Annotated in this window: 32 protein-coding genes; 22 read left to right on the forward strand and 10 right to left on the reverse strand. The window is 69.5% G+C overall.

Annotated elements, in window-relative coordinates; translation table 11 throughout:
- Position 1: 1 nt before the first annotated feature.
- From hemC to QRN16_RS00900, 11 genes are all read left to right on the forward strand, one after another.
- Complete coding sequence (gene hemC / locus QRN16_RS00850; RefSeq protein ID WP_156380477.1) at positions 2-1000, forward strand: hydroxymethylbilane synthase; 999 nt, start codon at positions 2-4, stop codon at positions 998-1000.
- Positions 993-1202, forward strand: a complete 210-nt coding sequence (locus QRN16_RS00855; RefSeq protein WP_155956936.1) for a hypothetical protein — start codon at positions 993-995, stop codon at positions 1200-1202. The genes hemC and QRN16_RS00855 overlap by 8 nt, the downstream gene beginning before the upstream one ends.
- Positions 1199-2761: a bifunctional uroporphyrinogen-III C-methyltransferase/uroporphyrinogen-III synthase gene (locus QRN16_RS00860; protein WP_027504509.1), complete on the forward strand. Its 1563-nt coding sequence runs from the start codon at positions 1199-1201 to the stop codon at positions 2759-2761. The genes QRN16_RS00855 and QRN16_RS00860 overlap by 4 nt, the downstream gene beginning before the upstream one ends.
- A 69-nt stretch (positions 2762-2830) precedes the next feature.
- Positions 2831-3805 carry a porphobilinogen synthase gene (gene hemB, locus QRN16_RS00865; protein ID WP_027504510.1) on the forward strand — a complete coding sequence of 325 codons (975 nt, stop codon included), beginning with the start codon at positions 2831-2833 and terminating at the stop codon, positions 3803-3805.
- A complete protein-coding gene (locus tag QRN16_RS00870; RefSeq protein ID WP_051613084.1) occupies positions 3802-4485 on the forward strand; it encodes a DUF5336 domain-containing protein in 684 nt (227 codons plus the stop codon). Before hemB ends, QRN16_RS00870 begins: the two co-directional genes overlap by 4 nt.
- Before the next feature lie 89 nt (positions 4486-4574).
- On the forward strand, positions 4575-4712 hold the full coding sequence (locus QRN16_RS00875; protein WP_155956937.1) for a hypothetical protein: 138 nt from the start codon (positions 4575-4577) through the stop codon (positions 4710-4712).
- A gap of 57 nt (positions 4713-4769) precedes the next feature.
- Positions 4770-4979, forward strand: coding sequence for a hypothetical protein (locus QRN16_RS00880; protein WP_027504511.1), 210 nt, complete (start codon positions 4770-4772; stop codon positions 4977-4979).
- A 52-nt stretch (positions 4980-5031) separates the two neighbouring features.
- A complete protein-coding gene (locus tag QRN16_RS00885; RefSeq protein ID WP_056441633.1) occupies positions 5032-5499 on the forward strand; it encodes a hypothetical protein in 468 nt (155 codons plus the stop codon).
- Entirely contained in the window at positions 5496-5993 is a 498-nt protein-coding gene (gene mce1N / locus QRN16_RS00890; protein WP_056442321.1) for a transport-regulating membrane protein Mce1N, read from the forward strand. Before QRN16_RS00885 ends, mce1N begins: the two co-directional genes overlap by 4 nt.
- On the forward strand, positions 5990-6229 hold the full coding sequence (locus QRN16_RS00895; protein WP_285184329.1) for a hypothetical protein: 240 nt from the start codon (positions 5990-5992) through the stop codon (positions 6227-6229). Before mce1N ends, QRN16_RS00895 begins: the two co-directional genes overlap by 4 nt.
- 36 nt (positions 6230-6265) lie before the next feature.
- Positions 6266-6541, forward strand: a complete 276-nt coding sequence (locus QRN16_RS00900) for a metal-sensitive transcriptional regulator (RefSeq protein ID WP_027504515.1) — start codon at positions 6266-6268, stop codon at positions 6539-6541.
- Positions 6542-6659: 118 nt separating this feature from the next.
- Here QRN16_RS00900 and QRN16_RS00905 read toward each other — a convergent pair whose 3' ends face one another.
- Positions 6660-8669 carry an acyl-CoA dehydrogenase family protein gene (locus tag QRN16_RS00905; protein ID WP_082544307.1) on the reverse strand — a complete coding sequence of 670 codons (2010 nt, stop codon included), beginning with the start codon at positions 8667-8669 and terminating at the stop codon, positions 6660-6662.
- A gap of 42 nt (positions 8670-8711) precedes the next feature.
- On the reverse strand, positions 8712-8966 hold the full coding sequence (locus QRN16_RS00910) for a hypothetical protein (RefSeq protein ID WP_056441640.1): 255 nt from the start codon (positions 8964-8966) through the stop codon (positions 8712-8714).
- 96 nt (positions 8967-9062) lie between these two features.
- On the opposite strand from QRN16_RS00910, the gene QRN16_RS00915 reads away from it, so the two are divergent.
- The 8 genes from QRN16_RS00915 (at position 9063) to QRN16_RS00950 (ending at position 16774) form a co-directional block, all read left to right on the forward strand.
- The gene (locus QRN16_RS00915; RefSeq protein ID WP_056441643.1) at positions 9063-9557 is read left to right on the forward strand and encodes a GNAT family N-acetyltransferase; all 495 of its coding nucleotides are present in this window, start codon (positions 9063-9065) and stop codon (positions 9555-9557) included.
- 66 nt (positions 9558-9623) lie between these two features.
- A complete protein-coding gene (gene hemL / locus QRN16_RS00920; RefSeq protein ID WP_285184330.1) occupies positions 9624-10961 on the forward strand; it encodes a glutamate-1-semialdehyde 2,1-aminomutase in 1338 nt (445 codons plus the stop codon).
- Between the two features lie 95 nt (positions 10962-11056).
- Positions 11057-11662: a histidine phosphatase family protein gene (locus tag QRN16_RS00925; RefSeq protein ID WP_051613157.1), complete on the forward strand. Its 606-nt coding sequence runs from the start codon at positions 11057-11059 to the stop codon at positions 11660-11662.
- Positions 11659-12267, forward strand: coding sequence for a TlpA disulfide reductase family protein (locus QRN16_RS00930; protein WP_027504521.1), 609 nt, complete (start codon positions 11659-11661; stop codon positions 12265-12267). Before QRN16_RS00925 ends, QRN16_RS00930 begins: the two co-directional genes overlap by 4 nt.
- Positions 12260-13051, forward strand: a complete 792-nt coding sequence (locus QRN16_RS00935; RefSeq protein WP_027504522.1) for a cytochrome c biogenesis CcdA family protein — start codon at positions 12260-12262, stop codon at positions 13049-13051. Before QRN16_RS00930 ends, QRN16_RS00935 begins: the two co-directional genes overlap by 8 nt.
- 16 nt (positions 13052-13067) lie before the next feature.
- Entirely contained in the window at positions 13068-14711 is a 1644-nt protein-coding gene (gene resB / locus QRN16_RS00940) for a cytochrome c biogenesis protein ResB (RefSeq protein WP_222631882.1), read from the forward strand.
- A 2-nt stretch (positions 14712-14713) separates the two neighbouring features.
- Complete coding sequence (ccsB, locus tag QRN16_RS00945) at positions 14714-15691, forward strand: c-type cytochrome biogenesis protein CcsB (protein WP_285184331.1); 978 nt, start codon at positions 14714-14716, stop codon at positions 15689-15691.
- A 33-nt stretch (positions 15692-15724) separates the two neighbouring features.
- Positions 15725-16774, forward strand: a complete 1050-nt coding sequence (locus QRN16_RS00950) for a MinD/ParA family ATP-binding protein (protein WP_051613086.1) — start codon at positions 15725-15727, stop codon at positions 16772-16774.
- Between the two features lie 39 nt (positions 16775-16813).
- Here QRN16_RS00950 and QRN16_RS00955 read toward each other — a convergent pair whose 3' ends face one another.
- Entirely contained in the window at positions 16814-17023 is a 210-nt protein-coding gene (locus QRN16_RS00955; protein ID WP_027504525.1) for a hypothetical protein, read from the reverse strand.
- A gap of 172 nt (positions 17024-17195) precedes the next feature.
- Entirely contained in the window at positions 17196-17405 is a 210-nt protein-coding gene (locus tag QRN16_RS00960) for a BldC family transcriptional regulator (RefSeq protein ID WP_042574081.1), read from the reverse strand.
- Between the two features lie 168 nt (positions 17406-17573).
- Here QRN16_RS00960 and QRN16_RS00965 point away from each other — a divergent pair, with 168 nt between their 5' ends.
- Positions 17574-17891 carry a DUF4229 domain-containing protein gene (locus tag QRN16_RS00965; RefSeq protein ID WP_027504527.1) on the forward strand — a complete coding sequence of 106 codons (318 nt, stop codon included), beginning with the start codon at positions 17574-17576 and terminating at the stop codon, positions 17889-17891.
- Here QRN16_RS00965 and pepN read toward each other — a convergent pair.
- Positions 17871-20348: an aminopeptidase N gene (gene pepN / locus QRN16_RS00970; protein ID WP_285184332.1), complete on the reverse strand. Its 2478-nt coding sequence runs from the start codon at positions 20346-20348 to the stop codon at positions 17871-17873. The two genes, QRN16_RS00965 and pepN, sit on opposite strands and share 21 nt — an antisense overlap.
- 75 nt (positions 20349-20423) lie before the next feature.
- Here pepN and QRN16_RS00975 point away from each other — a divergent pair, with 75 nt between their 5' ends.
- The gene (locus tag QRN16_RS00975; protein ID WP_056442327.1) at positions 20424-20816 is read left to right on the forward strand and encodes a phage holin family protein; all 393 of its coding nucleotides are present in this window, start codon (positions 20424-20426) and stop codon (positions 20814-20816) included.
- Between the two features lie 18 nt (positions 20817-20834).
- Here the strand turns inward: QRN16_RS00975 and QRN16_RS00980 are convergent, their stop codons facing one another.
- Positions 20835-21317, reverse strand: coding sequence for an FBP domain-containing protein (locus QRN16_RS00980; protein WP_027504530.1), 483 nt, complete (start codon positions 21315-21317; stop codon positions 20835-20837).
- A 59-nt stretch (positions 21318-21376) separates the two neighbouring features.
- On the reverse strand, positions 21377-22246 hold the full coding sequence (locus tag QRN16_RS00985) for a 1,4-dihydroxy-2-naphthoate polyprenyltransferase (RefSeq protein WP_285184333.1): 870 nt from the start codon (positions 22244-22246) through the stop codon (positions 21377-21379).
- Between the two features lie 198 nt (positions 22247-22444).
- Here QRN16_RS00985 and QRN16_RS00990 point away from each other — a divergent pair, with 198 nt between their 5' ends.
- On the forward strand, positions 22445-22639 hold the full coding sequence (locus QRN16_RS00990) for a hypothetical protein (protein ID WP_285184334.1): 195 nt from the start codon (positions 22445-22447) through the stop codon (positions 22637-22639).
- Positions 22640-22662: 23 nt separating this feature from the next.
- Here the strand turns inward: QRN16_RS00990 and QRN16_RS00995 are convergent, their stop codons facing one another.
- The 3 genes from QRN16_RS00995 to QRN16_RS01005 form a co-directional block, all read right to left on the reverse strand.
- A complete protein-coding gene (locus tag QRN16_RS00995) occupies positions 22663-23784 on the reverse strand; it encodes a GAF domain-containing protein (RefSeq protein ID WP_285184336.1) in 1122 nt (373 codons plus the stop codon).
- Positions 23785-23899: 115 nt separating this feature from the next.
- Complete coding sequence (gene menE / locus QRN16_RS01000; protein WP_056441660.1) at positions 23900-25063, reverse strand: o-succinylbenzoate--CoA ligase; 1164 nt, start codon at positions 25061-25063, stop codon at positions 23900-23902.
- The gene (locus tag QRN16_RS01005) at positions 25056-25454 is read right to left on the reverse strand and encodes a VOC family protein (RefSeq protein ID WP_285184337.1); all 399 of its coding nucleotides are present in this window, start codon (positions 25452-25454) and stop codon (positions 25056-25058) included. Before QRN16_RS01005 ends, menE begins: the two co-directional genes overlap by 8 nt.

Below are 25454 nucleotides of genomic sequence, written 5' to 3' on the forward strand. Positions count from 1 at the left end.
CGTGGTGCGTATCGGTACCCGCGGCAGCCTGCTCGCCACGACGCAGGCCGAGACCGTCCGCGCTGCCATCACGGCCGCCGGTGTCCGCACCGAGCTGGTCGTCGTGACCACCGCGGGCGACAAGTCGGCCGCACCGGTGCAGGAGATCGGCGTGGGCGTATTCACCGCCGCCCTCCGGGAAGCATTGGCGGACAAGACCATCGACGTCGCCGTGCACTCCTACAAGGATCTTCCGACGGCGGAGGACGAGCGTTTCACCATCGGCGCGATCCCGCAGCGCGAGGACGCGCGTGACGCCCTGGTGGCGCGCGACGGACTGGTGCTCGGCGAACTGCCCGCCGGTTCCACCGTCGGCACGTCCGCACCGCGGCGTATCGCCCAGCTGCGCGCACTCGGCCTCGGCCTGGACGTGCAGCCCCTGCGTGGCAACCTCGACACCCGCATCGGCAAGGTCACCAACGGTGAGCTCGACGCCGTCGTCGTGGCCCGTGCCGGACTGGCGCGGATCGACCGTCTGGACGTCGTCACCGAGGCTCTCGAGCCGGTGCAGTTCCTGCCGGCTCCCGCTCAGGGGGCACTCGCAGTGGAGTGCCGCTCCGACGACCACGATCTGGCCTCCGTGCTCGCGACCCTCGACGATCCCGCGGCCCGCGCCTCGGTGACGGCGGAGCGGGCCCTGCTCGCCGAGCTCGAGGCCGGCTGCACCGCTCCGGTCGGGGCCATCGCCGAGGTCGTCGAGTCCATCGACGAGGACGGCCGAGTCTTCGAGGAACTGTCCTTGCGCGGCTGCGCCGCCGCGGTGGACGGCTCCGACGTGATCCGAGCCTCCGCAGTGGGGCCCGTCGACGACGCCGACGGCATCGGCCGCCGCGTCGCCCGTGAACTTCTCGATCTCGGCGCCCGAGACCTGGTCGCCGTCACCGAGCCCTCCAGTTCGTCCACCGCCGCCTCGACCCAGAGACCGGGCGGTACCGAGAAAGGCGAGTCGATCGATGCGTGAGCAGAGGGCGCTGAGCGTCGTCGGGACCGCGAGCCGACACAGACGTGGCGGCCTGCCCGGGCGACGCGTGACACCCCGTCCGGGACGGTACGAGCGCATCGCCACATCGCGGTTGATCCCCAAGCGGGGTCCCGCCACCGAGATCGAGATCCGCTTCCGCGACAAGTACGCGGAACAGACTGCACTGGAGAACGAATCATGAGCCGAGTCCGCAAGAACACCCCGGGACGGATTCTGTTCGTGGGCTCCGGACCGGGCGACCCGGCCCTGCTCACCGTCCGGGCGAGGGACGCGCTGGCGATCGCTGAGATGGCCTTCACCGATCCCGACGTCGACAAGGGTGTCATCGCCCTGGTGGGCACCGCAGTCCCGGCCGACGCCGAGACGGGCGAGAACGGCGTGGACGTGCGTCCGGCGCTCGGCGAGCCCGCCGAGGTGGCCAAGACGCTGGTCGCCGAGGCGAAGAACGGCCACGACGTGGTGCGGCTCGTCTCGGGTGATCCGCTGACCACCGACTCCGTCATCGCCGAGGTCACCGCCGTGGCGCGGACCCAGGTGCAGTTCGAGGTCGTTCCCGGCCTTCCCGCGGGGTCCGCGGTGCCGAGCTACGCCGGCATGGCACTGGGCTCCGAGCACACCGAGGCCGACGTCCGGGGCGACGTCGACTGGGCGTCGCTCGCCGCGGCACCCGGACCGCTCGTGCTGCACGCGACGTCCGGCCACCTCGCCGAGACCGCCAGCGCGCTCGTCGAGCACGGCCTGGCCCCGCAGACGCCTGTCGCCATCACCGTCCGCGGTACGACGCGTCAGCAGCGCACCGTCGAGGCGACACTCGCGACGCTGAACGACGCGGGATCCGAGCTCGTGGGATCACTCATCGTCACGGTCGGCAAGGTCGTCTCGCAGCGCAGCCGGATGTCCTGGTGGGAGAGCCGCGCGCTGTACGGCTGGACCGTCCTCGTGCCCCGCACCAAGGACCAGGCCGGCGAGATGAGCGAGCGCCTGGTGACGCACGGCGCCATCCCCATCGAGGTGCCGACCATCGCCGTCGAGCCGCCGCGCAGCCCCGCTCAGATGGAGCGCTCGGTCAAGGGCCTCGTGGACGGCCGCTACCAGTGGGTCGTCTTCACCTCCACCAACGCGGTGCGCGCGGTGTGGGAGAAGTTCGAGGAGTTCGGACTCGATGCTCGCGCGTTCTCCGGCGTCAAGATCGCCTGCGTCGGCGAAGCGACGGCCGAGAAGGTCCGCTCGTTCGGCATCAACCCCGAGCTCGTCCCGTCCGGCGAGCAGAGTTCCACCGGGCTGCTCGAGGACTTCCCGCCGTACGACGAGGTCTTCGACCCCGTCAACCGGGTCCTGCTGCCGCGCGCCGACATCGCGACCGAGACTCTCGCCGAGGGCCTCCGCGAGCGCGGCTGGGAGATCGACGACGTCACCGCGTACCGCACGGTGCGCGCTGCGCCGCCGGCCGCCGAGACCCGCGAGATGATCAAGACCGGCGGCTTCGACGCCGTGTGCTTCACGTCGAGCTCCACCGTGCGCAACCTCGTCGGCATCGCCGGCAAGCCGCACGCGCGCACCCTCGTGGCGTGCATCGGACCGAAGACCGCCGAGACGGCCGTCGAGTTCGGCCTGCGTGTCGACGTGCAGCCCGAGACGGCTCAGGTCGGACCGCTGGTCGAGGCACTGGCCGAGCACGCTGCACGACTGCGCGCCGAGGGTGCACTGCCGCCTCCGCGCAAGAAGTCTCGTAGGCGCTGACCCGCCCGTGCGCCCTTTGCGCATCCAGGGATACGCAAAGGGCGCACGGCCGAACGAAGTGAGGGTTCCGTGTTCCCCGTAGACCGTCCCCGGCGACTGCGTCGTACCCCAGCCATCCGCCGGTTGGTGGCGGAGACGTCGCTCGAACCGCGGCACCTGGTGCTGCCGATGTTCGTGGCCGACGGCCTCGATGCCCCGCGCGAGATCAGCTCCATGCCGGGCGTCGTCCAGCACACCCTGGACTCGCTGTCCGCCGCTGCCGACGAGGCCGTGCGGGCCGGAGTCGGCGGTCTGATGCTCTTCGGGGTTCCGCGTCCGGAGGACAAGGACGGACAGGGATCGATGGCCTCGGATCCCGACGGCATCCTGAACACAGGTCTGCGTCGGCTCCGAGACGACCTCGGCGACAGCACCGTCCTGATGGCGGACACGTGCCTCGACGAGTTCACCGACCACGGTCACTGCGGCGTCCTCGCCGCGGACGGCAGCGTCGACAACGACGCGACGCTGGTGCGCTACGTGGACATGGCTGTGGCGCAGGCGGAATCGGGCGCTCACCTGCTCGGCCCGAGCGGCATGATGGACGGGCAGATCGGCGCGATCCGCGAGGGCCTCGACACCGCCGGATTCGCCGACGTGGGCCAGCTGGCCTACACGGCGAAGTACGCCTCCGCGTTCTACGGCCCGTTCCGCGAGGCCGTCGGGTCGACGTTGCGCGGCGATCGCCGGACCTATCAGCAGGATTCGGCCAATCGGCGCGAGTCGATGCGCGAACTCGACCTCGACATCGCCGAGGGTGCCGACATGGTGATGGTGAAGCCCGCGATGAGCTACCTCGACATCCTGCGCGACGTGGCCGACGCGTCGCCCGTGCCCGTCGCCGCCTATCAGATCTCTGGGGAGTACGCGATGATCACCGCCGCCGCGCAGAACGGGTGGATCGACCGCGACGCGGCGATCATGGAGTCCGTCACCAGTATTCGCCGAGCCGGCGCCGACATCGTCCTCACCTACTGGGCCACCGAGATCGCGACGCGGCTGTGAACGACCAGCGCCCGGGCGGCAACCCGGAGGACCCTCGCCACGACCCCCACGATCCGCAGGGTCAGCCGCAGTGGGGTCAGCAGCCGCAGTGGGGTCAGCAGCCGCAGTGGGGTCAGCAGCCGCAGGGCAACTGGCACCCCGAGGGTCTACCCCCGAGCGCGATGCAGCCGATGCGGTCACCGGAGAACAGCGAGGCGCCGGTCGACATCGAGACGGCGCGCCACCTGTGGTTCGGCGTGATCGGCATCGGTCTGCTCTCGATGCTCATCGGGCTCTACTCCCTGTTCACCGATCGTGACGCCTTTCTCGACGCGTTCCTGACGGACCTCGAGGCGCAGGACCCGTCGTTGGCACTGCCGCCCGAGACCGCGGACACCGTGCTCGTCGTGGCCATGGTGTTGTCGTTGATCGTCGGGGTGCTGATCGCTGGGCTCGTCCTCCTGGTGGTGCGGAAGATGCGGGCCGGGAAGCTCTGGGCGCGCGCGGTTCTCACGGCGATCGGCGTGGTCATCGTCGTCACCACGATTCCCACGCTGTTCGGCCTCGGTTCCGGAGGCGCGATCGCCCTGGTCACCGCGGTGCTCGGGATCCTGCAGGCCGTCGCGGCCGCGGGTGCGGTGTATCTGATGCATCGACGCGAGTCGTCGGAGTACTTCCTCTCCCGGAGATCACCGCGCTGACCTGCGACACGCCGTGACAGATGTGACCTGAGTTACAGAAGTGGCGTTATGGTTCTGACGATCGGACACACCCTGATCGGAGGATCTTCATGACCCCACGACAGACGGTCGGGCACGACGCCAACGACCGCCGCAACCCTCTCGCCGAGGTGTTCGCCCTGCTGCTCCTGACGTCTGCCGTGGTGGTGGTCGTCCTCGTCGTCGCCAGCGGCTTCTCGGGCGCCTGAGACGCCCGTCCTGGCTGGTCAGGCTGTCTTTTTGCGTCAAACATCGATCGGTGTATCGTGACCACTGTCACAAGCATTCTGATCAGTACGGAGACAGTGTTGCCCGCCGATTTCTCCTCCACCTCCGCCGGTTCCACGGCGCCTCGCACTCGTATGCAGACCGTCGAGTGCAGCAGTGGCCGACGTGAGTTGTGGTTGCTCGCCATCGTGCTGATCACGGGCATCCTCATGGCTGCCGCAGTGCTTCTGCCGGCCGTCCTCACCTGATCGAGAGACGCCTGGACTCCACCGTGTGGAGGCGTCTTGGCAGGATGGTCGAGTGAACGTCGAGAAGCCCGAGCCCGCGTCGCCCAGCCGTCCCCGGATCGTCACCGTCGCGTTCGCCGTGTGGGTTCTCGGGGCCGTCCTCGTCGTGCTGCTCGGCCTCATCTCGCTGACGTTCCCGGCCGACTCGCTGCGGACCCAGCTGACCGAGACCGGGGGCGAGCCGGATGCTGTGGAGAGCGTCATCACGGTGCTGCGCACGGTCGGTGTCCTCGAGATCATCGTCGGACTGGCCATCGGATTCCTCGCGGGGCCCGCGTGTCGACGCGGCGATCCGCGGTTCCGCCGGGCACTGACGGTCCTGTCGATCGTCTTCGGGCTGGTGCTTCTGGGCTCGGTGACCGTCGGCTTCGCCATCGTGCCCCTGCTGGCGACGCTCGGGGCGATCCTCTTCTTCGTGGCCTGCGTGCTCGTGTACCGACCGTCCGCGGCGCCGTGGTTCGCGGCACCGGAGGCCCCGTGAGCGACGAGACGGAACCGGTGATCTTCGCCGAGTACGGCGCGAAGTGGCGCGCCCTGGCCTGGGGGCCGATCTTCTGTCTCATCGCTCTCGGCGTCGAGATCTACACGGGACCCGTCGTGCACTACGTGGCGCTCGTCGTGATCGCGCTGGTTCTCATGGCCTTCACCTACGTGCAGATCGTGGCCGCCCGTCGGCACGCCACGGTGATCCTGACGCCGACGACGCTGAGCCAGGGCACGGAGAACGTCGCCATCGCGGACATCCTCGAGGTGTACCCGGAGGCCGACTACGACGCCAACGGGAACACCCTGGAGAAGTGGCAGGCCGCGCGAGTGCTGGGGGAGCTGTCCGGGGTGCCGCGCAAGCGGACCGGCGTCGGCCTGAAGCTGCGGGGCAACGGCCTGGTCCAGGCGTGGGCGAAGGACGACGAGACGCTCCGCGAGGAACTGCTCGCACTCGTGGCGCCCGCCACCGACGCGGAGCCCGACGCGTGATGCGCCGGTTCGCTCCGGTGGTGGTCGCGGTCGTCCTCGCCGTCGTGGCCGCGGTGCTGTGGGTGCAGTCGAGAACCACGACCACCGTGACCGAGCAGTTCCCCACCACGTCGTCGTTCGAGGGGTTCTCGGTCACGTACGACTCGACCCGTGTCGCGGGGCCCTGGGCAGCTCTCTCCGTGGTCGCGGCGGCCGTCGCGGTGTACCTGGTGATGCGCGTCGTACGGCGGCGCTGACCTCTACCCGTTACCCCCTGGGGGTACTCTGGACGCATGAGCAGTTTCGATCAGGACGACCTCCTCAAGCGCCTGCGCCGCATCGAGGGACAGGTGGCCGGCATCTCTCGCATGGTGGCCGACGACCGGTACTGCATCGACGTGTTGACGCAGGTCTCGGCCGTCACCAAGGCGCTGCAGTCCGTGTCGCTGAAGTTGCTGGACGCCCACCTCGCGGGCTGCGTCGTGGACGCGGCCCGCGAGGGCGGACCCGAAGCGGACGCGAAGGTCAGGGAGGCGTCCGAGGCGATCGCTCGCCTCGTCCGTTCCTGAGCCCCGCCCCCGGCGAGTACGTCCCCCGCCCCCGGCGAGTACGTCCACAGTGCCGTGGGTGGAGCACTGAATCACGACATCATCGGCGTACTCGCGAGGGGGCCGAAAGGACGCCGGCCTAGTCGGCGGTGACGGATTCCTTCACTTCACCCGGCTCGTCGTCGGCGAGCATCGCCGCACCGAGCAGCGCCTCGGGAACGCCGAACGCGTCGATCAGCGTGTGGGCGTGCGGGCGCAGCGTGCGGCAGCGCTCGTTGATCCCGCGCGTGACGGCCTTCGACCGCTCCGTGGAGATGTAGCGGTGCTCGATGAACCAGGCCTTGTCGGCGTCGATCGTGGTGAGCGCGTAGAGGTCGCACACCTCGCCGAGCAGTTCCTTGGCGTCGTCGTCCTCGCAGTTGTCGATGCCGGCGACGAACGCCTCGAGCACCACGCGATCGACGTGCGCCGTGGCCGCGTGCAGGATGTGGTCCTGCACCGCGTTGAACGCGTCGAACTGGCTCATCTTCTTGGACAACCCGTTCAGACGCTTCGCCGCCGTGGAGATGAGGTACTCCTCGCGCTCCTCGAACATCGAGATCTGGGTGCCGCGGTTGAAGAGGCTGCCCTCCTCCTCGTTGTCCTGACGCGAGTCGACGAGGGTCTGGATGATGGGCGCCGCCGCCGTGCGCTTCTTCACCACGTCGCCGACCGTGCCGGCGGCGAACTTCACCCAGTCGGCCGCACCGAACGAGCGGACCTCGTGGGCGTACGCGGTGAGCAGCTCCTTCGCGACGAGCTGCGTGAGCACCACGTTGTCGCCCTCGAAGGTGGTGAAGACGTCCGAGTCCGCCTTGAGCGCGATGAGTCGGTTCTCCGCGAGGTAGCCCGCGCCGCCGCAGGCCTCGCGGGACTCCTGGATCGCCTTCGTCGCGTGCCAGGTGTTCGCTGCCTTCAGGCCGGCCGCCCGCGACTCGAGTTCCCGCTGCTCGGTGGCGTCGGGATCCTCGGCGCTCTGGATGTCGTGCATCTTCGAGACGAGCTCGTTCTGCGCGAACTGCAGCGCGTACGACTTGGCGATGAGCGGGAACAGTCGACGCTGGTGGACGAGGTAGTCCATGATCGTGACCTCGTCGTCGGTCCCGGGCGCGCTGAACTGCTTGCGCTGCAGCGCGTACTTCGTCGCGATGGTCAGCGCGACGCGCGCCGCGGCGCCCGCCGAACCGCCCACGGTGATGCGGCCGCGGATGAGGGTGCCCAGCATGGTGAAGAAGCGCCGGTTCGGGTTGTCGATGTCCGAGGAGTAGCTGCCGTCGGCCGCGACGTCCGCGATCTTGTTGAGCATGTTCTCGCGCGGGATGCGGACGTGGTCGAACATGATGCGGCCGTTGTCCACGCCGGGCAGGCCGCCCTTGTAGCCGATGTCGAACGTGGTGACGCCGGGGAGGTCGCTGCCGAAGTTCTCGTCGCGGATCTGGACGACGAAGCAGTGCACGCCCTTGCTCTCGGGCTCCTCACCCGGTCCGGCGGTGATCAGCTGCGCGAACACGGCGGCGTACTTCGCCGACTCGGCGGCGCCGCCGATGTAGTCCTTGCGCGAGGACTTGTCCGGCGTGTGGATCACGAATTCCTGCGTCTCGCGGTCGTACGTCGCGGTGGTGCCGATCGACTGCACGTCGCTGCCGTGGCCGGTCTCCGACATCGCGAAACAGCCGAGCGTCTCGAGATCGATCAGGGGCTTGATGAACTCCTTGTGGTGCTTCTCGGTGCCGAGGTTCTCGATCGCGCCACCGAAGAGGCCCCACTGCACGCCGGCTTTCACCATGAGCGACAGATCCGACATGGCGAGCATCTCGATCATCGTGACGGCGGCGCCGATGTCGCCCGTGCCGCCGACCTCTTTGGCGAAACCGGACTCTGCCGCGCCGGCCGCGGCGAGCACACGCAGCTGCTCGAAAGCCTTGGTCCGCGCGATGGCGGTGTTGGGTGTGTAGTGCGGTGCGAACTCGTGACGCGCGAGCTGCTCGCGCGTCTGGTTCCGTACGTCGCGCCACCGTCCGTCGAGAGTCCTGCGCAGGTGATTCGCCAGCTGAGCAGCGTTGTCGGAGGACGTGCCGGTGTCAGTGGTGCCGGTCTCGGTAGTGGTCATACTCGACGGTAACCAAAACTCGAGGTGCCCGGGAGGGACTTGTCAGCGCGGCCACAGAAATTCACGCCACACCGCGCGAATCTTGCGAAACATCACACTCGTGGCGTCCATCGACGCAGCCTGCGGGGTCGACGGGGCGTAGGGGCCGTCGCGGAAGAGCGAGGCGCCGTTGTCCGCGATGGCGCGCGACATGATCGAGCTGAAGCCGTCGCACTGCTCGACGAGGTGCTCGCGGAACCCCTCCGGCCAGGCCAGTCGGGATCCCGGGTGCCGGTCGGGCTCGTGTGGTGCCGTCATGGCAGAAGGATATGCCCGGTGTAACACAGATTTAACACTTTCGACCAAGTCGATTCTCGTCGATCGTGCCTGCCTGCAGCCGACTACCGTGTCGCTGTGCTGATTCGCGACGCCGTGCCCGCCGACCTGCCCGAGATCCTCACCGTGCACAACGCCGCCATCGCGGACACGACCGCGATCTGGGACGAGGAGCAGGTGGGACTCGCGGACCGGCAGGCCTGGTTCGACCAGCGCACCGGCGCCGGCCTGCCGATCCTCACCGCCGAGATCGACGGGCGGGTCGCGGGCTACGCGTCCTACGGGCCGTTCCGTCCGAAGTCCGGCTACCGGCACACCGTCGAGAACTCCGTGTACGTCGCCGACGGCTTCCATCGGCGCGGCGTCGCGACCGCGTTGATGGCGGAACTGATCGAGCGCGCCCGCCGTGGGGACGTCCACGCGATCGTCGCGGGAATCGAGTCCTCGAACACCACCTCGATCGCCCTGCACGCGAAGTTCGGCTTCACGGTGGTGGGTGTCATGCCGCAGGTCGGCGTCAAGTTCGGGCGGTGGCTCGACCTGACCTGGATGCAGCTCCTGATCGAGGCGTGAGACAGCCGGTGTGAGACTGCTCCTTATCAGAAAGAGCACTCCGCGTCCTGTGAAAGACTGGAGGGCGTGACTCATTCGAGCGGAACCGACACCGGCGTCCCCACCGCCCGATCCGCAGAACTCTTCGCACGCGCGTCCGCCGTCATCCCCGGTGGCGTGAACTCGCCCGTGCGGGCCTTCCACTCCGTGGGCGGAACCCCGCGGTTCATGGCCGAGGCCAGCGGATACACCCTGCGCGACGCCGACGGCAACAACTACGTCGACCTCATCTCCTCGTGGGGACCGATGATTCTCGGTCATGCCCACCCGGCCGTGGTCGAGGCGGTGCAGAAGGCGGCCTCCACGGGACTGTCCTTCGGCGCTCCCACGCTCGGCGAGATCGAGTTGGCGGAGGAGATCGTGCGCCGCGTCGATCCCGTCGACGAGGTGCGCCTGGTGAATTCGGGCACAGAGGCGACCATGAGTGCGGTGCGTCTGGCCCGCGGGTTCACCGGTCGCAGCAAGATCGTCAAGTTCTCCGGCTGCTACCACGGCCATGTCGACGCCCTGCTCGCGGACGCCGGCTCGGGCGTCGCCACCCTCGGGCTGCCGACGTCGCCCGGCGTGACGGGTGCGCAGGCGGCCGACACGATCGTCGTTCCCTACAACGACCTCGATGCGGTCGCGAAGGCGTTCGCCGACCACCCGGGTCAGATCGCGTGCGTCATCACCGAGGCCGCGGCGGGCAACATGGGTGCGGTGGCGCCGCAGCCCGGCTTCAACGAGGGTCTGCAGCGTCTGACCCGTGCGCACGACGCACTGCTGATCATGGACGAGGTCATGACAGGCTTCCGCGTCAGCGCGTCGGGGTGGTACGGCGTCGACGGCATCGCCGGTGACCTCTACACCTTCGGCAAGGTCATGAGCGGCGGCCTGCCCGCGGCCGCGTTCGGTGGCCGGTCCGACATCATGAGCTACCTCGCCCCCGCGGGCCCCGTCTACCAGGCCGGCACCCTGTCGGGTAACCCCGTCGCGGTCGCCGCCGGTCTGGCGACGCTGCGCGCGGCGGACGCCGACGTCTACGCGGCACTCGACGCGAACTCCACCCGTCTGGGCGGCATCCTCGGTGACGCGCTCACCGCGGCGGGCGTCCCGCACCGCGTGCAGTACGCCGCCAACATGGTCAGCGTCTTCTTCTCCGAGGAACCGGTGATCGACTACGCGGGCGCCAAGGCGGCCGCCACCTGGCGCTTCCCCGCGTTCTTCCACGCGCTCCTGAGCCGCGGCGTGTACCCGCCGCCGAGCGCGTTCGAGGCCTGGTTCGTCTCCGCGGCGCTCGACGACCGCGCGTTCGAGATCATCGAGGCGGCCGCTCCCCACGCCGCCGCCGCAGCAGCCGCTGCCGAGCAGAAAGCACCGTCATGACCGCGTCGTCCCCGACCGACCCGACAAACAGCGACGCGTCCGGTATCGACACTTCCGGGCACCCGCACGCCGACACCCGCACGATCGTGCACGTGATGCGGCACGGCGAGGTGCACAACCCCAAGGGCATCCTCTACGGGCGCCTCCCGAACTTCCGGTTGTCGGTGAACGGTCAGGCCCAGGCGCGCACGGTGGCGAACGTGCTCGCCGGGCACGACGTCACGCACGTCGTCGCCTCCCCGTTGCAGCGCGCCCAGGAGACGGCGGCGCCCATCGCGTCGGCGTTCGGGCTCACCATCGAGACGGACGAGAACCTCATCGAGGCCGGGAACGACTTCGAGGGTCTGAAGGTCGCCGTCGGAGACGGTGCGCTGCGCCGGCCCCGCCACTGGCTCAAGCTGCGTGACCCGTTCACCCCCTCGTGGGGCGAGCCCTACCTGCAGATCGCCCACCGGATGTTGGCCGCCGTCAACGCGGCTCGCGTCGCGGCCGTGGGCCACGAGGCCGTGTGCGTGAGTCATCAGCTGCCCGTGTGGACCCTGCGCCGCTTCCTGCAGGGCGACCGGTTGTGGCACGACCCCCGCAACCGCCAGTGCGGCCTCGCGTCGCTCACCTCGCTGATCTACGAGGGCGACACCCTCGTCGACATCGTCTACTCCGAGCCCGCAGGGGCGTCGGACCCCCTCCAGACCGGCGCATGAGACCCGCCCGCCTGCTCGCGCCGCTGCTCGTGGCCGCCACCGTTCTCACCGGGTGCGCCACGGGTACCGACGCCGTGGCACAGGGTGGGACCTTCGAGTTCGTCTCACCCGGCGGCAAGACGTCGATCTTCTACGACCCGCCCGCCGACCGCGGCACCGTGGGGAACCTCTCCGGACCCGACCTCATGACCGAGGGCACGACGACGTCGCTGTCCGACTACGAGGGCCAGGTCGTCGTCCTCAACATCTGGGGTCAGTGGTGTGGCCCCTGCCGCGGTGAGGCCGACGATCTCGAGCAGGTCTTCGAGGCGACGAAGGACCAGGGTGTGCAGTTCCTGGGCATCAACGTGCGCGACAACCAGCAGGACAAGGCGCAGGACTTCGTCATCGACAACAACGTGACGTACCCGTCCATCTACGACCCGCCGCTGCGCACCCTCCTCGCTCTCGGATCGAACTACCCGACCACCGTCATCCCGACCACGATCGTGCTCGACCGTGAGCACCGCGTCGCCGCGGTGTTCCTGACGGAGCTTCTCGCGAGCGACCTGCAGCCCGTGGTCGAGCGCATCGCAGCCGAGCCACCCGACGTGTCCGATGGGTGAGGCGTTCCAGTCGGCTGCCGCGTCGGGGCCGCTGTTCCTGGCTCTCGGTGCCTGCCTGCTCGCCGGTCTGGTGTCCTTCGCGTCGCCCTGCGTCGTCCCCCTGGTTCCGGGTTACCTGTCCTACCTGGCCGGAGTCGTCGGAGCGGACTCCCCGTCCGTCACCGCCGACGAGGCGGCCACCAAGACTCTGGTGCGGGGTCGCAGCCGCGTCGCCGGTGCCGCGGCCCTCTTCGTTCTCGGATTCACCGTGGTGTTCGTCCTGGCCACGGCCTCGGTCTTCGGCGCCATCTCGGTGCTGTCGGTGAACCGCGAGATCCTGCAGCGTGTGGGCGGCGTCGTCACCATCGCGATGGGTCTCGTCTTCCTCGGTCTGATCCCCGCCCTGCAGCGCGACACGCGCTTCGAACCGCGCCGCGTCGGCAGCATCCTCGGGGCACCGCTGCTCGGTGGCGTGTTCGCGCTCGGATGGACCCCGTGTCTCGGACCCACGCTGGCGGGCGTCATCTCGCTGACGGCCGGCACCGAGGGCACCACCGCGGCGCGCGGTGTGGTGCTGATCGTCGCCTACTGCCTGGGACTGGGACTGCCCTTCGTCGTTCTGGCGTTCGGCTCCGTCAGCGCGTTGCGCGGCGTCGGATGGCTGCGCCGCAACGCCCGTGCCATCCAGGTGTTCGGCGGTCTGATGCTGGTGGCTGTCGGCATCGCACTGGTGACCGGCGCCTGGGACCTGTTCGTCAGCTGGATCCGCGACGGAGCGGTGACCAGCGTGACCCTGCCGATCTAGTGGACGAGAAAGAGATATGAGCACTGACCTGTCGGCCCGCCCGGACGCCGAGGCGCGCCCGCCGCGGCAGTCTCCGGCGGGGCGCGTCGTCGCCGCAGTCCGGAACACCTGGCGCGGCCTGACCTCGATGCGCACGGCACTCGTGCTCCTGTTCCTCCTCGCCCTGGCCGCGATCCCGGGTGCGCTGCTGCCGCAGCGCAGCCTCAACTCGGGGAAGGTGGACCAGTACATCGCGGACCGCCCGTCCCTGGGGCCCGTCATGGACCGGCTGGAGTTGTTCGACGTCTTCGGCAGCTTCTGGTTCACGGCGATCTACGTCCTGCTGTTCGTCTCGCTGGTCGGCTGCATCCTGCCGCGGTGCGTCGACCACGCCCGCGCGTTGCGCACCTCGCCGGTCGCCACCCCGCGCAACCTGGGGCGGCTGCCCCACCACCTGCGCACCGAGGTCGACACGGCACCCGACGTTCTCCTCGACGAGATCGACGGCCGGATGCGCGGCTGGCGGAAGATGCGGCGCACCGAGGAGAGCGGCGCCCTGACGCTGTCCGCGGAGAAGGGGTACCTGCGCGAGGCAGGCAACCTGGTGTTCCACCTGTCGCTCGTCGGTCTGCTCGTGGCCATCGCCGTCGGGAAGCTCTTCAGCTACGAGGGCAACGTCGTCGTCATCGCGAACGACGGCCCGGGCATCTGCACCACCTCGCCCGCCCAGTTCGACTCGTTCCGGGCCGGCAACAGCGAGGACGGCACGGGCATGACCCCGCTCTGCGTGCGGGTGAAGAACTTCACGGCCGACTACCTCGAGAACGGGCAGGCCGAGCAGTTCACGTCCGACATCGAGTACCAGGCCGGCGACGACCTGGTCACGAACACCTGGCGCCCGGACACCCTGCAGGTCAACCATCCGCTGCGGGTCGCCGGTGACCGCGTCTACCTGCAGGGACACGGATACGCGCCGACGTTCACGGTGACGTTCCCCAACGGAGAGACCCGTACCGAGACGGTCCAGTGGGAGCCCACGGACGGCACCACGTTCCTCTCCAGCGGAGTGCACCGCTTCGATCCGCCCGGCGGTCTGTACCCGGATCCCGATGTCCGCCGCCAGAACCAGATCGCCATCGAAGGGCTGTTCGCGCCCACCGCGTTCTTCCACGGCTCGCTGTTGTCGTCGAGCTTCCCCGCCCCGAACGATCCGGCGGTGGCCGTCGACATCTACAAGGGCGACACCGGCCTCGACACCGGTAATCCACAGTCGCTGTTCTCGCTGAGCCAGGTGCTGGTGGAGCAGGGCCGGCTGGTGAAGCAGGATCGCGTCAACCTGACACCGGGGGAGTCGACCACGCTGTCCGACGGCACGCAGGTGCGATTCGACGGTGCCGAGGAATTCGTCAACCTGCAGGTCTCGCACGACCCCGCGCAGACGTGGGTGCTGGTGTTCGCGCTGTCGATGATGGCCGGTCTGCTGGTGTCCCTGGTGATCAAGCGCCGTCGCATCTGGGTCCGCGTGAGCACGGACGACGACCGACGACGTACCGTAGTAGAAGTGGGCGGACTCGCCCGGACCGATCAGGCCGGCTGGGGTGACGAGTTCGACCGCCTCACCGCGAGGGTGCTCGACCGACCCGACGCCGATGACGTACCGACCTCGAACAACAGGGAGTGACCATGCCGATCGACGCCACACTCGCGCAGTTCAGCGACTGGTCCTTCCGGTCGGCGTTCGGTGTCTACCTGCTCGCGGCGGTGTTCCTCATCGCCCAGTACGCCACGCAGACCGTCACGGCTGCGGAGCAGAAGTCCGAGCGGCAGCTCGTCGCGGCGGGCAAGGCGCCCGTGCGGCCCACCGGTCCCGGTCGGATCGAGGAGGCGCCCCGGCGTCCCGCGTCCGAGCGCTACGGCGGCATGGGCTACGCGCTGGTGGTGCTCGGTCTGCTGCTCACGGTCACGTCGATCGTGCTGCGCGGATTCGCCACCGACCGGTTCCCGCTCGGCAACATGTACGAGTTCGTGACGATGGCCACGGCCGCCGCGACGGCGACCTCGATCATCGCGCTGCGGAAGATGCGCCCGACGCTGATCTTCGTGGTCGTCCCGGTCATGATCCTGATGTTCCTCGCGGCGACGGTCCTCTACGCCGACGCGGCCCCCGTGGTCCCGGCCCTGCGCTCGTACTGGTTGCCGATCCACGTGACCATCGTCAGCATCGGCAGCGGAATCTTCCTGGTGGCCGGCGTCGCGTCGCTGCTGTTCCTGCTGCGGATGCGCTTCCCCGCCGCGGAGGACGGCGCGAACACGGGTGCACTCGCCCGGTTCGCCCAGCGTCTTCCGGACGCCCGCACGCTCGACCGCCTGGCCTACAAGACCACGATCATCGGCTTCCCGCTGTTCGGCGCCGGCGTCATCCTCGGTGCGATCTGGGCCGAGGCCGCGTGGGGACGCTTCTGGGGCTGGGATCCCAAGGAGACGGTGTCCTTCATCGCGTGGGTCGTCTACGCGGCGTACCTGCACGCACGGGCGACGTCGGGCTGGCGGAACACCCGCGCGGCGTGGATCAACGTCGCGGGCTTCGTCGCCATGCTGTTCAATCTCTTCATCATCAACATGGTCGTCTCCGGTCTGCACTCGTACGCGGGTCTGAACTGACCGTCGGCTCGACATGACCGCCGGGGGGAATCGGTGACGGACGATCGTTGGGACGGGTGGTCGCCCGGCCCGCAGGACGACGGGCGGATCCCGTCCGCGTCGACGCCGACGGATCCGGCGATCCAGCAGGTGCCTGCCTCGCCGATGCAACCGCCCACGGCGCACGACCTCTCGACGTCACGGCTGCTGCGGACCTCGCCGCCCCCACCGACAGGCGGCTGGCGCCGCACGCTCTTCGACGTCACCGGTGGCCGGGTGAACGTGGGCAACAGCGCCAAGGAGCAGCGGCGGCTCGCGTTGATCCGTCAGGTCGGCAACCCGTTGCACGGGTGTCATCGCATCGCGATCCTGAGCCTCAAGGGAGGCGTCGGGAAGACCACGGTGGCGGCGGCGCTGGGATCGACGTTCTCGTCGGTCCGGGGCGACCGTGTGATCGCCGTGGACGCGAACCCCGACCGCGGAACGCTGAGCTCCCGGGTTCCGCTGGAGACCGAGAAGACGGTGCGCGACCTGCTGAAGGATGCCCGCGACATCGACAAGTACAGCGCGGTCCGCGACTTCACGTCCCAGAATCACCACCGGCTCGAAGTGCTGGCGTCGGAGTCCGATCCGGCCATGTCGGAGGCGTTCGACGCGTACGACTACGAGACCACGGTGGCCGTGCTGGAGCGGTTCTACAACATCGTGCTGACCGACTGCGGAACGGGACTTCTGCACTCGGCGATGCGGGCGATCCTGCGCAGCGCCGACGGGCTGGTGATCGTGAGCAGCGGATCGGTGGACGGTGCGCGGAGTGCATCGGCGACGATGGACTGGCTCGACGCGCACGGCTACCGGCATCTGGTGGAGCAGTCGTTGACAGTGGTCAACATGGTGCGGCCCGGGTCGAAGGTCATCGACGTCTCGAAGATCGTCGACCACTTCGGTCAGCGATGTCGCGCCGTGCGGGTGATCCCGTACGACGACCATCTCGCTCAGGGGGCGGAGGTCGACCTCGACGCTCTCGCGCCGGCGACGCGCACGGCGCTTCTCGAGACGGCAGCAGCGATGACCGCCGAGTTCCCGCCCCACGTCACGCGGTGACGGTCGTCCGCTGCACCGCACCGCACCGCGTGACGGGACTCAGTCGACGGAACCGGGCGTTCCCGCATCGGGACGCTCGGGACCGTTGCCACGATCACGTGCAGGGTTGTTCCTGATCTTCCACAGGAACTCCGGGTCGTCGTCCGGTCCGGTGACGCGTCCTCTGGGTGCCCCGGTCTCGGGGCCGAAAGACTTCCAGAGGAGCACGATCACGACCACGAGCCCGATCAGAGCCAGAACATAGATCATCACGCACCTCCACTACCGAGCGTAGTCGTGGCGGAGCGCCGGGGCACTCGAGTCGAGCTCGCAAGATCCTGAGAATCTGCTCGCACGCACTGGTGTCCGGCACGAACACCGCGAGTGGCGACCGATGGTCGACTCGGTGACGAGTGGGTGGCGCTCTAGGGGTGACGCGTGATCAGCGGTGCGCCTCGGTGGTGAGCGAGGTCAGGAGCTGCATGACCTCGGACTCGCGGAAGCGACGGTGGCCGCCGGGAGTGCGGAGCGATCCGAGCCGGCCGGCGTGGGCCCAGCGCGTGACGGTCTTCGGATCGACATGGAAGAGTGCGGCCACCTGGCCGGGGGTGAGCAGGTTCTCCTGCGTGGGGGTGTAAGCCGGTGCACTCATCGCGATCCTCCAGGGACACAGTCTTCATCTCGGTCGAATGCGGCTGTATGTCCGCATCCGTTGCCCATGGTGGCACCGAGACCCCCGGGTACTCGACTCTTCTAATGTTGGTAAAGGGGAGGTAATGGACAAATCGGATACGTCGAACGGCTCCGGTAATCTGTGTCCATGACCGATCCCATCCCCACCGGCAGCACCCCGAGCGGGTCGGCGAAGGGCCGACTGGTCCGCGATCTCGGCCTCTACACCGCCGCCCGGCTCGGTCTCATCGCTGTGGTCGCGGCCGTCATCTACTTCGGTGCCGCGCTGGTCGGGGTGACCGTGCCGCTGCTGATCGCCATGGTGTTCGCCCTGGTCGTCGCGTTCCCCCTGTCGCTCGTGCTCTTCAAGGGACTGCGCCGACGCGTCAACGAGGACATCGCCGCCGTCGACGAGAAGCGTCGCCGCGACCGCGAGGATCTGCACTCACGCCTGCGCGGAGAGTGACCGTGCGGCGAGTGCGCGGGCCAGGTGGTCGCGCTGCTCTATCACGCACCGTCGCAGAGCCGCGGGTACGTCCGGGTGACCCGAGAGCCAGCGATCGGCGTCCTCGCTGTGGGCGGCCGACGGGAAGAGCCCGATGACGAGTCGTCGAGCGATCTCGATGCTCCGCTCCCGCCAGAAGGTCTCCAGCAGGGCGTAGTACTGCTCGTCGAAGCGCTCGATCAGCGTGCGTGACGGTCCGGCGGTGAAGCCGCGGATCAGCGCCCCCACCCGCTCGTTGCTCAGGGCGTCCGAACCGGTCAGGGCGGCCCAGGTCGCCTCCTTCACCGACGCGACGGGCTGCGCCGCCACCGCGGCGGCGTACTGCACCTCACCGGCCCCCGTGCGGTCGGACTCGAGCACCGTCGCCAGCTCGGCCTCGTCGGTGTGACCGGTCGCCGACAGGGCGAACCACAGGCCCCAGCGCTGCTCGGCGTCCAGGTCGAGACCGTCGACGGAGTCCTCGCCGGAGAGCAACGCGCGCACCCTTCCGGCGTGCGACGGGTCGTGTGACGCCGCGGCGGAGAACGCCCGGAACCACTCGAGCTGCGCGTCCGACCCGGCCGGCGCCCCGGCGAGCTGCTCGGCCGCCGTCGCGGTCCACCGCTGCCGGACACCGTCCCGGTCCGCGGCGTAGTGCTCCACCGCGACCGCGGTGTCCGCGAGAATCGATCCGAGCACGGCCGGATGCGACTCGGTGGGTGCGAAGCGGACGGCGAGATCGACGTACGTCTGCGCAGGCAGTTCGGCATCACGCGTCGCGTTCCACCAGGAGGACCACACCAGCGCGCGGCGCAGGTCGTCAGGGATGCGGTCCAGCGACTGCATCGTCGCCTCCATCGACCGCGCGTCCAGGCGCACCTTCGCGTACGTGAGATCGCCGTCGTTCGGCAGGATCACCGCGGCGTCGGGCAGTGCGAGCGGGGTCTCCGCGTCGGTGGTGTGCACCGAGATCGGTTCCGCATCGACGAGGTGGCCGTTCTCGTCCGGCGACAGGCACGCGATGTCCAACCGCTGAGGACGCGGATCCGTCTGCGTGAGAACACCTCTGGTGCGGTCGTACAGCACGGTCGACACGCCGGTGGTCTCGAGCCAGGCGGCCGACCAGTCGTCGAGCGACCGGCCGGCCGGTGCGGCCAGGGCGTCGAGCAGGTCGCGCAGGGTGGCCGTCCCGAAGGCCCGAGCCCGGAAGTACGCGCGGGCGCCCTCGAAGAAGGCCTCGTCACCGACGAAGGCCCCGAGTTGTTTGATCACGCTGGCGCCCTTGGCGTAGGTGATGCCGTCGAAGTTGAGCTTGGCCGCCTCGAGGTCGACGATGTCGGCGACGACGGGGTGGGTGGTCGGGAGCTGGTCCTGCGAATAGGCCCAGGCCTTGCGGCGCAGGGCGAACGACACCCACGCGTCGGTGAACCGGGTGGCCGCGACCGAGGCGTACGCGCCCAGGTAGTCGGCGAGGGACTCCTTGAGCCACAGGTCGTCCCACCACTGCATGGTCACCAGATCGCCGAACCACATGTGCGCCATCTCGTGCAGGATCGTGTTCGCGCGCCGTGCGTACTGCGCTCGGGTGGCCGCGCTGCGGAAGACGTACGACTCCGTGAACGTGACGCAGCCGGGGTTCTCCATGGCGCCGAGGTTGTACTCGGGCACGAACACCTGGTCGTACTTCCCGAAGGGGTAGGGGAACTCGAACGCGTCGTGGAAGAAGTCGAGCCCGGCGCGCGTGACGTCGAAGATGTCGTCGTGGTCGAGGTACTCGCCGAGCGACGCACGGCACCACGCGCCGAGTTCGATGGTGAGGTCGCCGCGGCGGTACTCCGACGTGGCGCGGTGGTACGGGCCCGCGACGACGGCCGTGATGTACGTGGAGATCGGCTGCGTGGCGGCGAAGACACGGGTGGACGACCCTGCGTCGTCGGTGGTGGTCTTCTCCACCCGCTCGTTCGACAGCACCGTCCACTCGTCCGGTGCGCTCACCCGGAAGACGAACGGTCCCTTGAGGTCCGGCTGCTCGAAGTTCACGAAGACGCGCCGCGCGTCGGCGGGCTCGTACTGCGTGTAGAGGTAGGTCTCGCCGTCCGCCGGATCGACGAATCGGTGCAGGCCCTCACCGGTGCGGCTGTACCAGCCGCGGGCGTGGATGCGCACGGTGTTGCGGCTCCCGAGATCACGCAGCAGCACCCGCGCACCGTCGTACTGCACCTCCTGTTCGTGGTCGTTGACGATCACGCGGTCCACGCCGGCACCGAGGAAGTCCATCCACGTCGACGACGCGGTGGCCGCGAAGCTCACGGTGGTGACGGTGCCGAACTCGGCTCGGGTCCGTGCCTCGGTCAGGTCCAGCGCCACGTCGTATCGCACGTCGGACACCACCCGGGCGCGGTCGGCGGTCTCGGCGCGGGTCAGGTTCGCGGTACTCACACCTTCATGCAACACCACCGGAGGCGCGGCTCGCGACACACCACCGTCGCGGCGACCCGTGCCATCATGGGGCGCATGATTCTGGTGCTCAGATTGATCGTCACGGCGTTCGCGATCTGGCTGGCGGCGTCCTGGGTGGACGGCATCTCGATCGCGAGTTCGGGGCGCGGGCAGGGCTGGGACCTGGTGGTGCTGATCGGGATCGCCGCCGTGTTCACCGTGATCAACGCCTTGGTCAAGCCGATCGTGCAGTTGTTGTCGCTGCCCCTCATCGTGCTGACCCTCGGGCTGTTCCTGTTGGTGATCAACGCGTTGATGCTGCTGCTCACCGCCGCCGTCACCGAGAGCACCGGGTACGGGCTCACCGTCGACGGTTTCGGGTCCGCCTTCTGGGGCGCGGTGATCGTGTCCATCGTCAACTGGGTTCTCGGTGGACTGGTGCCGGACCGGCGATCGGCGCGCCGCTGAGGCTGCCGCCGACCGCGGTCAGTCCAGCCGCGCCACGAATGCCGTGATGGTCTCGCGAAGCTTGCCGACGCGCTCCTCGACCGGGGTGTCGTCGCGGTACTGCCGTCCCAGCGTCGGGGTCTTGATCCGCCGCGCGTACAGGGAGCAGGCCAGATCCGAGCACAGGTAGGTGCCGACGGTGTTGCCGCGGCGGCCGGACTCACCGGTCTTGCGGGCCACCATCAGCGTGACACCGCCGTTCTGATGCCCGGTGGTGCAGATGCTGCACATCTGAGACCGGCGCGAACTGCTCTCCGAACGCAGGGCGACTCCGACGAGCCGATCCGCGGTCGGCACGACGAGGAAGCTGCGGCCCGGATACGCGGGGTCGCTCCAGCCGAGGAAGTCCAGGTCGTCCCACGGGCGACGGTCCAGATCGGTGGGGACGGGGATGCGCTTCGCCTCGCCCTTCGAGCAGTTGACGAACGATGCCCGGATCTCGGGTTCGGTCACGGGGTCCATGGGACGACCGTAGAGGGAGATCATGACCGTCGGCAACGGAATTACCCGTCGCGCCGCGACTATCCGAGCAGCAGGCCGACGGTGGTCGCCACCGCCCAGACGAGCATCGCGAGACCCGAGTCGCGCAGCGCCGGAATGAGCGCGAGGCCCTGCTGCCGGGTGCGGACGGGGGCGTTGGCACGCCAGGCCAACGGGAAGGCGACGACGCCCAGTACGGCCCACGGCGAGTGCAGGAGCAGCAGCAGGCTGACGAGGAACGGCACGCCGAGCAGCGCGGCGTGCAGACCGCGGCTCCGGGCGTCGCCCAGCCGGACCGCGAGGGTGAGCTTGCCCGCCTCGGTGTCGGTGGGAATGTCGCGGATGTTGTTGGCCACCAGGACGGCGCTCGAGAAGCAGCCCATCGCGACGGCGCACGCGAGTCCCACGAGGTCGACGCGATCGGTGAGCACGAACTGGGTGCCGAGCACGGCGACGAGGCCGAAGAAGACGAAGACGGCGATCTCTCCGAGGCCGCTGTAGCCGTAGGGCTTCGATCCGCCCGTGTAGTACCAGGCTCCCGCGATGCACACGACACCGACGAGAACCAGCCACCAGGCCGTCGTCAGGGCGAGGACGAGCCCCGCGACGGCAGCGAGTGCGAAGCACGCCACGGCCGCGCCGCGGACGGCCGACGGCGTCGCCAGCCGGGAGCCGACGAGGCGGATCGGTCCGACTCGGTCGTCGTCGGTTCCGCGGATGCCGTCGGAGTAGTCGTTGGAGAAGTTCACGCCGACGATGAGGGCGACCGACACGAGCAGTGCCACCGGGGCCTTCCACCACGTCACGTCGCCGGCCGCCGTTGCCGCACCCGCCGCGGCCACGACCGGTGCGATCGCGTTCGGAAGTGTGCGCGGCCGTGCGCCTTCGAGCCACTGGGATGCTGTCGCCATGTGTGGATCATTGCCTACGCATGCCGATGCGGCCCCGCGCGGTCGTGTTGTGAGGCCCACCGCTCCCGGCGTACACTCCGGATGCGCCCTCGACCTCGGGGGTTTCTCACAGGCTTGTCGCCGTCGGCCGTGAACGTGGCACACGAATGCGGAACCGGTTCTTCGATCGGTTCACCTGTCGCACCCCGGGGATGAACGATGGACGACATCACCAGTTCCACGATCGACGACGCCGTCGCGGCCATGACGGACGTCGAACTCGACCGCGCCATCCGCGCGCTCACACTGCGCCAGCGGTCACTGCTGCTCGGCGGTGACCTCGACACGGCCTGGGCGGTCACCGAGGATCTCGAGCGCTGCCTCGCCGCCCGGTGCGGTATGCCGCGAATCTGACACGCTCGAGCCCCAGAAGAGGCTCAGCTGGACCGCCTGCGCGGCCCACGACCCGGGTATCCGGTGTCGGTGGGCGGGACGGGATCGTCCTCGTCGGAGAATCCGACCGGTTGGAATTCCACCATCAGGAAGCGTTGTCCCGGAACACGTGTCGCCCGCAGGTCGACGACGGTCCACCCGCCGTCGACACGGCGCAGTCGCACGCCGGGGATCTCGGTGCGATGGTCCGCCCACTCGTGCATCCGGCGATAGGCCGACACGATGCGGGCGATGTCCGAGGGGTGCGGGGTGTCGCGCTGATCGACCTGCCCCTTCCACAGGATGTTCTCCACCGGATCCGTCAGCCACCGGACGACGCGCACGCGCTCGGTGTCGATGAGTGCGATCGCGGTGGGGGAGTTGCGCGTCAGCGACCGCAGCGCGAACGCCTCGACCGACGGTCCGGCCACCACGAGTTCGTCCGCGCGGAGCGAGATCGCCAACGCGTGCGACACGGTGTCGACGTACCGGCTGGCGTCGTCGGCGGACGAGGTGTCGAGCACCGTCCGCACCGCATTGCGCAGGGGCCGGGCACCGCGCGGGGTACGCAGCGCCACGGTGCCGTCCCAGCGGGTTCCGGGTTCCGCGTCGAGCAGAGCGACGAGGAGATACATCGCGCTGTCGGCGTCGTCCGCGTGGTCGAACAGCTCGAATGCCGGTGCGGCGAGCTTCGATGCCGGCTCCCGGCCCGTGACGCCGGCGATGCCGGGCGTGAACGCGAACTGTCGACGTGACGAGGACCAGTCGTAGCCGACGACGAGGGGTGGCGGTGCGTCGGAATCGTCACCGGCGTACAGCATCACGCCGTGGACGGCCTTCCGGGGACCCGGTACCGCGACGGCCCGCAGCGGACCGTTCAGTCCCGGCACGGTCTCGGCCGCGTCCTCGCCGCTCGCCGCGACGAACGCGGTCATCGCCCGCGCCGCGTCCGCGATGCGCTTGCTGCCGACGGCGCGGGAGAGCGCCGTCCAGTCCTTCGCCCGACCGTCCTTGGCGACGACGGTCCCCACGGGACCGGCATCGCCGTCGGGCGGTTCGGCGAGTGTCTCCACGACGATCCAGCCGTCGTGCGCGTCGGGAGCTGCTCCCGTCGCCTGCCTCGCCATCGTCACTGTCCTCCGAACCCACGAACAACCAAGCCCCCGACCCGGATGTACCGGGAGGACCTTACTCACCGTCACGGTCTCGGGCGGCTCGCCCCTCGGCGTGCTGGGGAAGATGTCATTCGGTCGGACCACACGCGACCAGCGTCGTTCGCGCCGCCGCGCGGTCCACCTTGCCCGGGCCGCGGGCCGGGAGCGCGTCCACGAACAGCACCTGCCGGGGTGCCGCGGCAGGGCCGAGCGCGTCGGCGACGGCCGCCCGGAGAGACTCCGGCGACAGCTCGACACCGGGCCGCAGCACCACCAGTGCGCCCACCCGTTCGCCCAGGCGCGGATCGGGAACACCGACCACGACGCACTCGGCGACCCCGTCGATCCCCGCGACGGCGTCTTCCACCACTCGCGGTACGACGGTGAGTCCGCCCGTGGTGATGGCGTCGTCGGCCCTCCCGAGAATCTGCAGACGGTCGCCCTGCAGGCGTCCGAGATCATCGGTGCGGAACCACCCCGCCTCGGCGAACGCCGGGTGATCAGGCATTCCGCGGTAACCGTTCGCCAGTGTGGGTCCGCCGAGGCGCACCCGGCCGTCCGCCTCGAGGCCGACGGTCACGCCGTCCAAGGGAACGCCGTCGTAGACGCACCCGCCGCAGGTCTCGCTCATCCCGTAGGTGCGGACCACGGTGATCCCCGCAGCGAGTGCGCGGTCGAGCACGGGAGCCGGGGTCGCGGCCCCGCCGAGCAGAACGGCGTCGAGGGACGCGAGCGCCGCGACGGCGTCCGGACGATCGAGCGCCTTCACCATCTGGGTGGGGACGAGGGAGGTGTAGCGCCGGGGCCCGCTCATCGACGCGACCGCGCGGACGAGGTGCGCGGGGTCGAACCCCGTCGACACGTCCACCACCGCGGGTTCGTGGCCGGCGGCGAGGGAGCGCAGCACCACCTGCATCCCGGCGATGTGATGGGCCGGCAGCGCGAGCAACCACTGTCCCGGCCCACCCAGCCGGGCATGGGTGGCGGCGGCGCTGGCCCGGAGTGCGGCCGCCCCGAGCAGGGCCCCCTTCGGGGTTCCCGTCGACCCGGACGTCGCGAGCACCATCGCGGTACCCGGCTCCGCGGGAGTGCCCGGTGACAGCGCGTCGGCGAGGCGTCGACGCTCACGATCGTCGTCGGCGGGGACCGGCAGGACCGGCTCGGCGGTGCCGTCGAGCACGGCGCGCAGTCGCGGCAGCAGACCCAGCACCGCGTCTCCGCTGGGCACCGGGAGGACGGTCAGATCAGCCACGGCGTTGCGGGTGGTCAGGCGGAACCTCGACCACGACGATGCGTGTGCCGTCGGGGTCGGCGATCCACATCTCCGTCAGTCCCCAGGGCTCGGTCTGCGGGGGCCGCACGATCTCGACGCCCGCCGCCTCGAGCTCGGCGCGTGCCGCCTCGACGTCACGCACCTGCAGCAGGATCGTCGCCATCGCACCCGCCGTCGGCTCGCCGTCAGCTGTCGACCGGCCTCCGGCCTGCCCGTGTCCCGCCACCTCGATCAGCGACTGCCCCGCGAAGAACACCACGCCACCGGGATACTCGCGGAAGATGCCGAGCCGCAACCGGTCCCGATAGAAGCTCAGTGTCGCGTCGACGTTTTTCGGCCGCAGAATGATCCGGCTCGCCAGCACCTCCAT

Source organism: Rhodococcus sp. MEB041 (genome assembly GCF_030208955.1).
Lineage (GTDB): Bacteria > Actinomycetota > Actinomycetes > Mycobacteriales > Mycobacteriaceae > Rhodococcoides.

What these genes read in the sequence shown, in the direction of transcription:
- QRN16_RS00855 (WP_155956936.1), top strand. Translation starts at nt 993, where the DNA reads ATGCGTGAGCAGAGGGCGCTGAGCGTCGTCGGGACCGCGAGCCGACAC.
- QRN16_RS00860 (WP_027504509.1), top strand. Translation starts at nt 1,199, where the DNA reads ATGAGCCGAGTCCGCAAGAACACCCCGGGACGGATTCTGTTCGTGGGC.
- QRN16_RS00875 (WP_155956937.1), top strand. Translation starts at nt 4,575, where the DNA reads ATGACCCCACGACAGACGGTCGGGCACGACGCCAACGACCGCCGCAAC.
- QRN16_RS00900 (WP_027504515.1), top strand. Translation starts at nt 6,266, where the DNA reads ATGAGCAGTTTCGATCAGGACGACCTCCTCAAGCGCCTGCGCCGCATC.
- QRN16_RS00905 (WP_082544307.1), bottom strand. Translation starts at nt 8,669, where the DNA reads ATGACCACTACCGAGACCGGCACCACTGACACCGGCACGTCCTCCGAC.
- QRN16_RS00910 (WP_056441640.1), bottom strand. Translation starts at nt 8,966, where the DNA reads ATGACGGCACCACACGAGCCCGACCGGCACCCGGGATCCCGACTGGCC.
- QRN16_RS00925 (WP_051613157.1), top strand. Translation starts at nt 11,057, where the DNA reads ATGCGGCACGGCGAGGTGCACAACCCCAAGGGCATCCTCTACGGGCGC.
- QRN16_RS00930 (WP_027504521.1), top strand. Translation starts at nt 11,659, where the DNA reads ATGAGACCCGCCCGCCTGCTCGCGCCGCTGCTCGTGGCCGCCACCGTT.
- QRN16_RS00935 (WP_027504522.1), top strand. Translation starts at nt 12,260, where the DNA reads ATGGGTGAGGCGTTCCAGTCGGCTGCCGCGTCGGGGCCGCTGTTCCTG.
- resB (WP_222631882.1), top strand. Translation starts at nt 13,068, where the DNA reads ATGAGCACTGACCTGTCGGCCCGCCCGGACGCCGAGGCGCGCCCGCCG.
- ccsB (WP_285184331.1), top strand. Translation starts at nt 14,714, where the DNA reads ATGCCGATCGACGCCACACTCGCGCAGTTCAGCGACTGGTCCTTCCGG.
- QRN16_RS00955 (WP_027504525.1), bottom strand. Translation starts at nt 17,023, where the DNA reads ATGATCTATGTTCTGGCTCTGATCGGGCTCGTGGTCGTGATCGTGCTC.
- QRN16_RS00960 (WP_042574081.1), bottom strand. Translation starts at nt 17,405, where the DNA reads ATGAGTGCACCGGCTTACACCCCCACGCAGGAGAACCTGCTCACCCCC.
- QRN16_RS00965 (WP_027504527.1), top strand. Translation starts at nt 17,574, where the DNA reads ATGACCGATCCCATCCCCACCGGCAGCACCCCGAGCGGGTCGGCGAAG.
- QRN16_RS00975 (WP_056442327.1), top strand. Translation starts at nt 20,424, where the DNA reads ATGATTCTGGTGCTCAGATTGATCGTCACGGCGTTCGCGATCTGGCTG.
- QRN16_RS00980 (WP_027504530.1), bottom strand. Translation starts at nt 21,317, where the DNA reads ATGGACCCCGTGACCGAACCCGAGATCCGGGCATCGTTCGTCAACTGC.
- QRN16_RS00985 (WP_285184333.1), bottom strand. Translation starts at nt 22,246, where the DNA reads ATGGCGACAGCATCCCAGTGGCTCGAAGGCGCACGGCCGCGCACACTT.
- QRN16_RS00990 (WP_285184334.1), top strand. Translation starts at nt 22,445, where the DNA reads ATGGACGACATCACCAGTTCCACGATCGACGACGCCGTCGCGGCCATG.
- QRN16_RS00995 (WP_285184336.1), bottom strand. Translation starts at nt 23,784, where the DNA reads ATGGCGAGGCAGGCGACGGGAGCAGCTCCCGACGCGCACGACGGCTGG.
- QRN16_RS01005 (WP_285184337.1), bottom strand. Translation starts at nt 25,454, where the DNA reads ATGGAGGTGCTGGCGAGCCGGATCATTCTGCGGCCGAAAAACGTCGAC.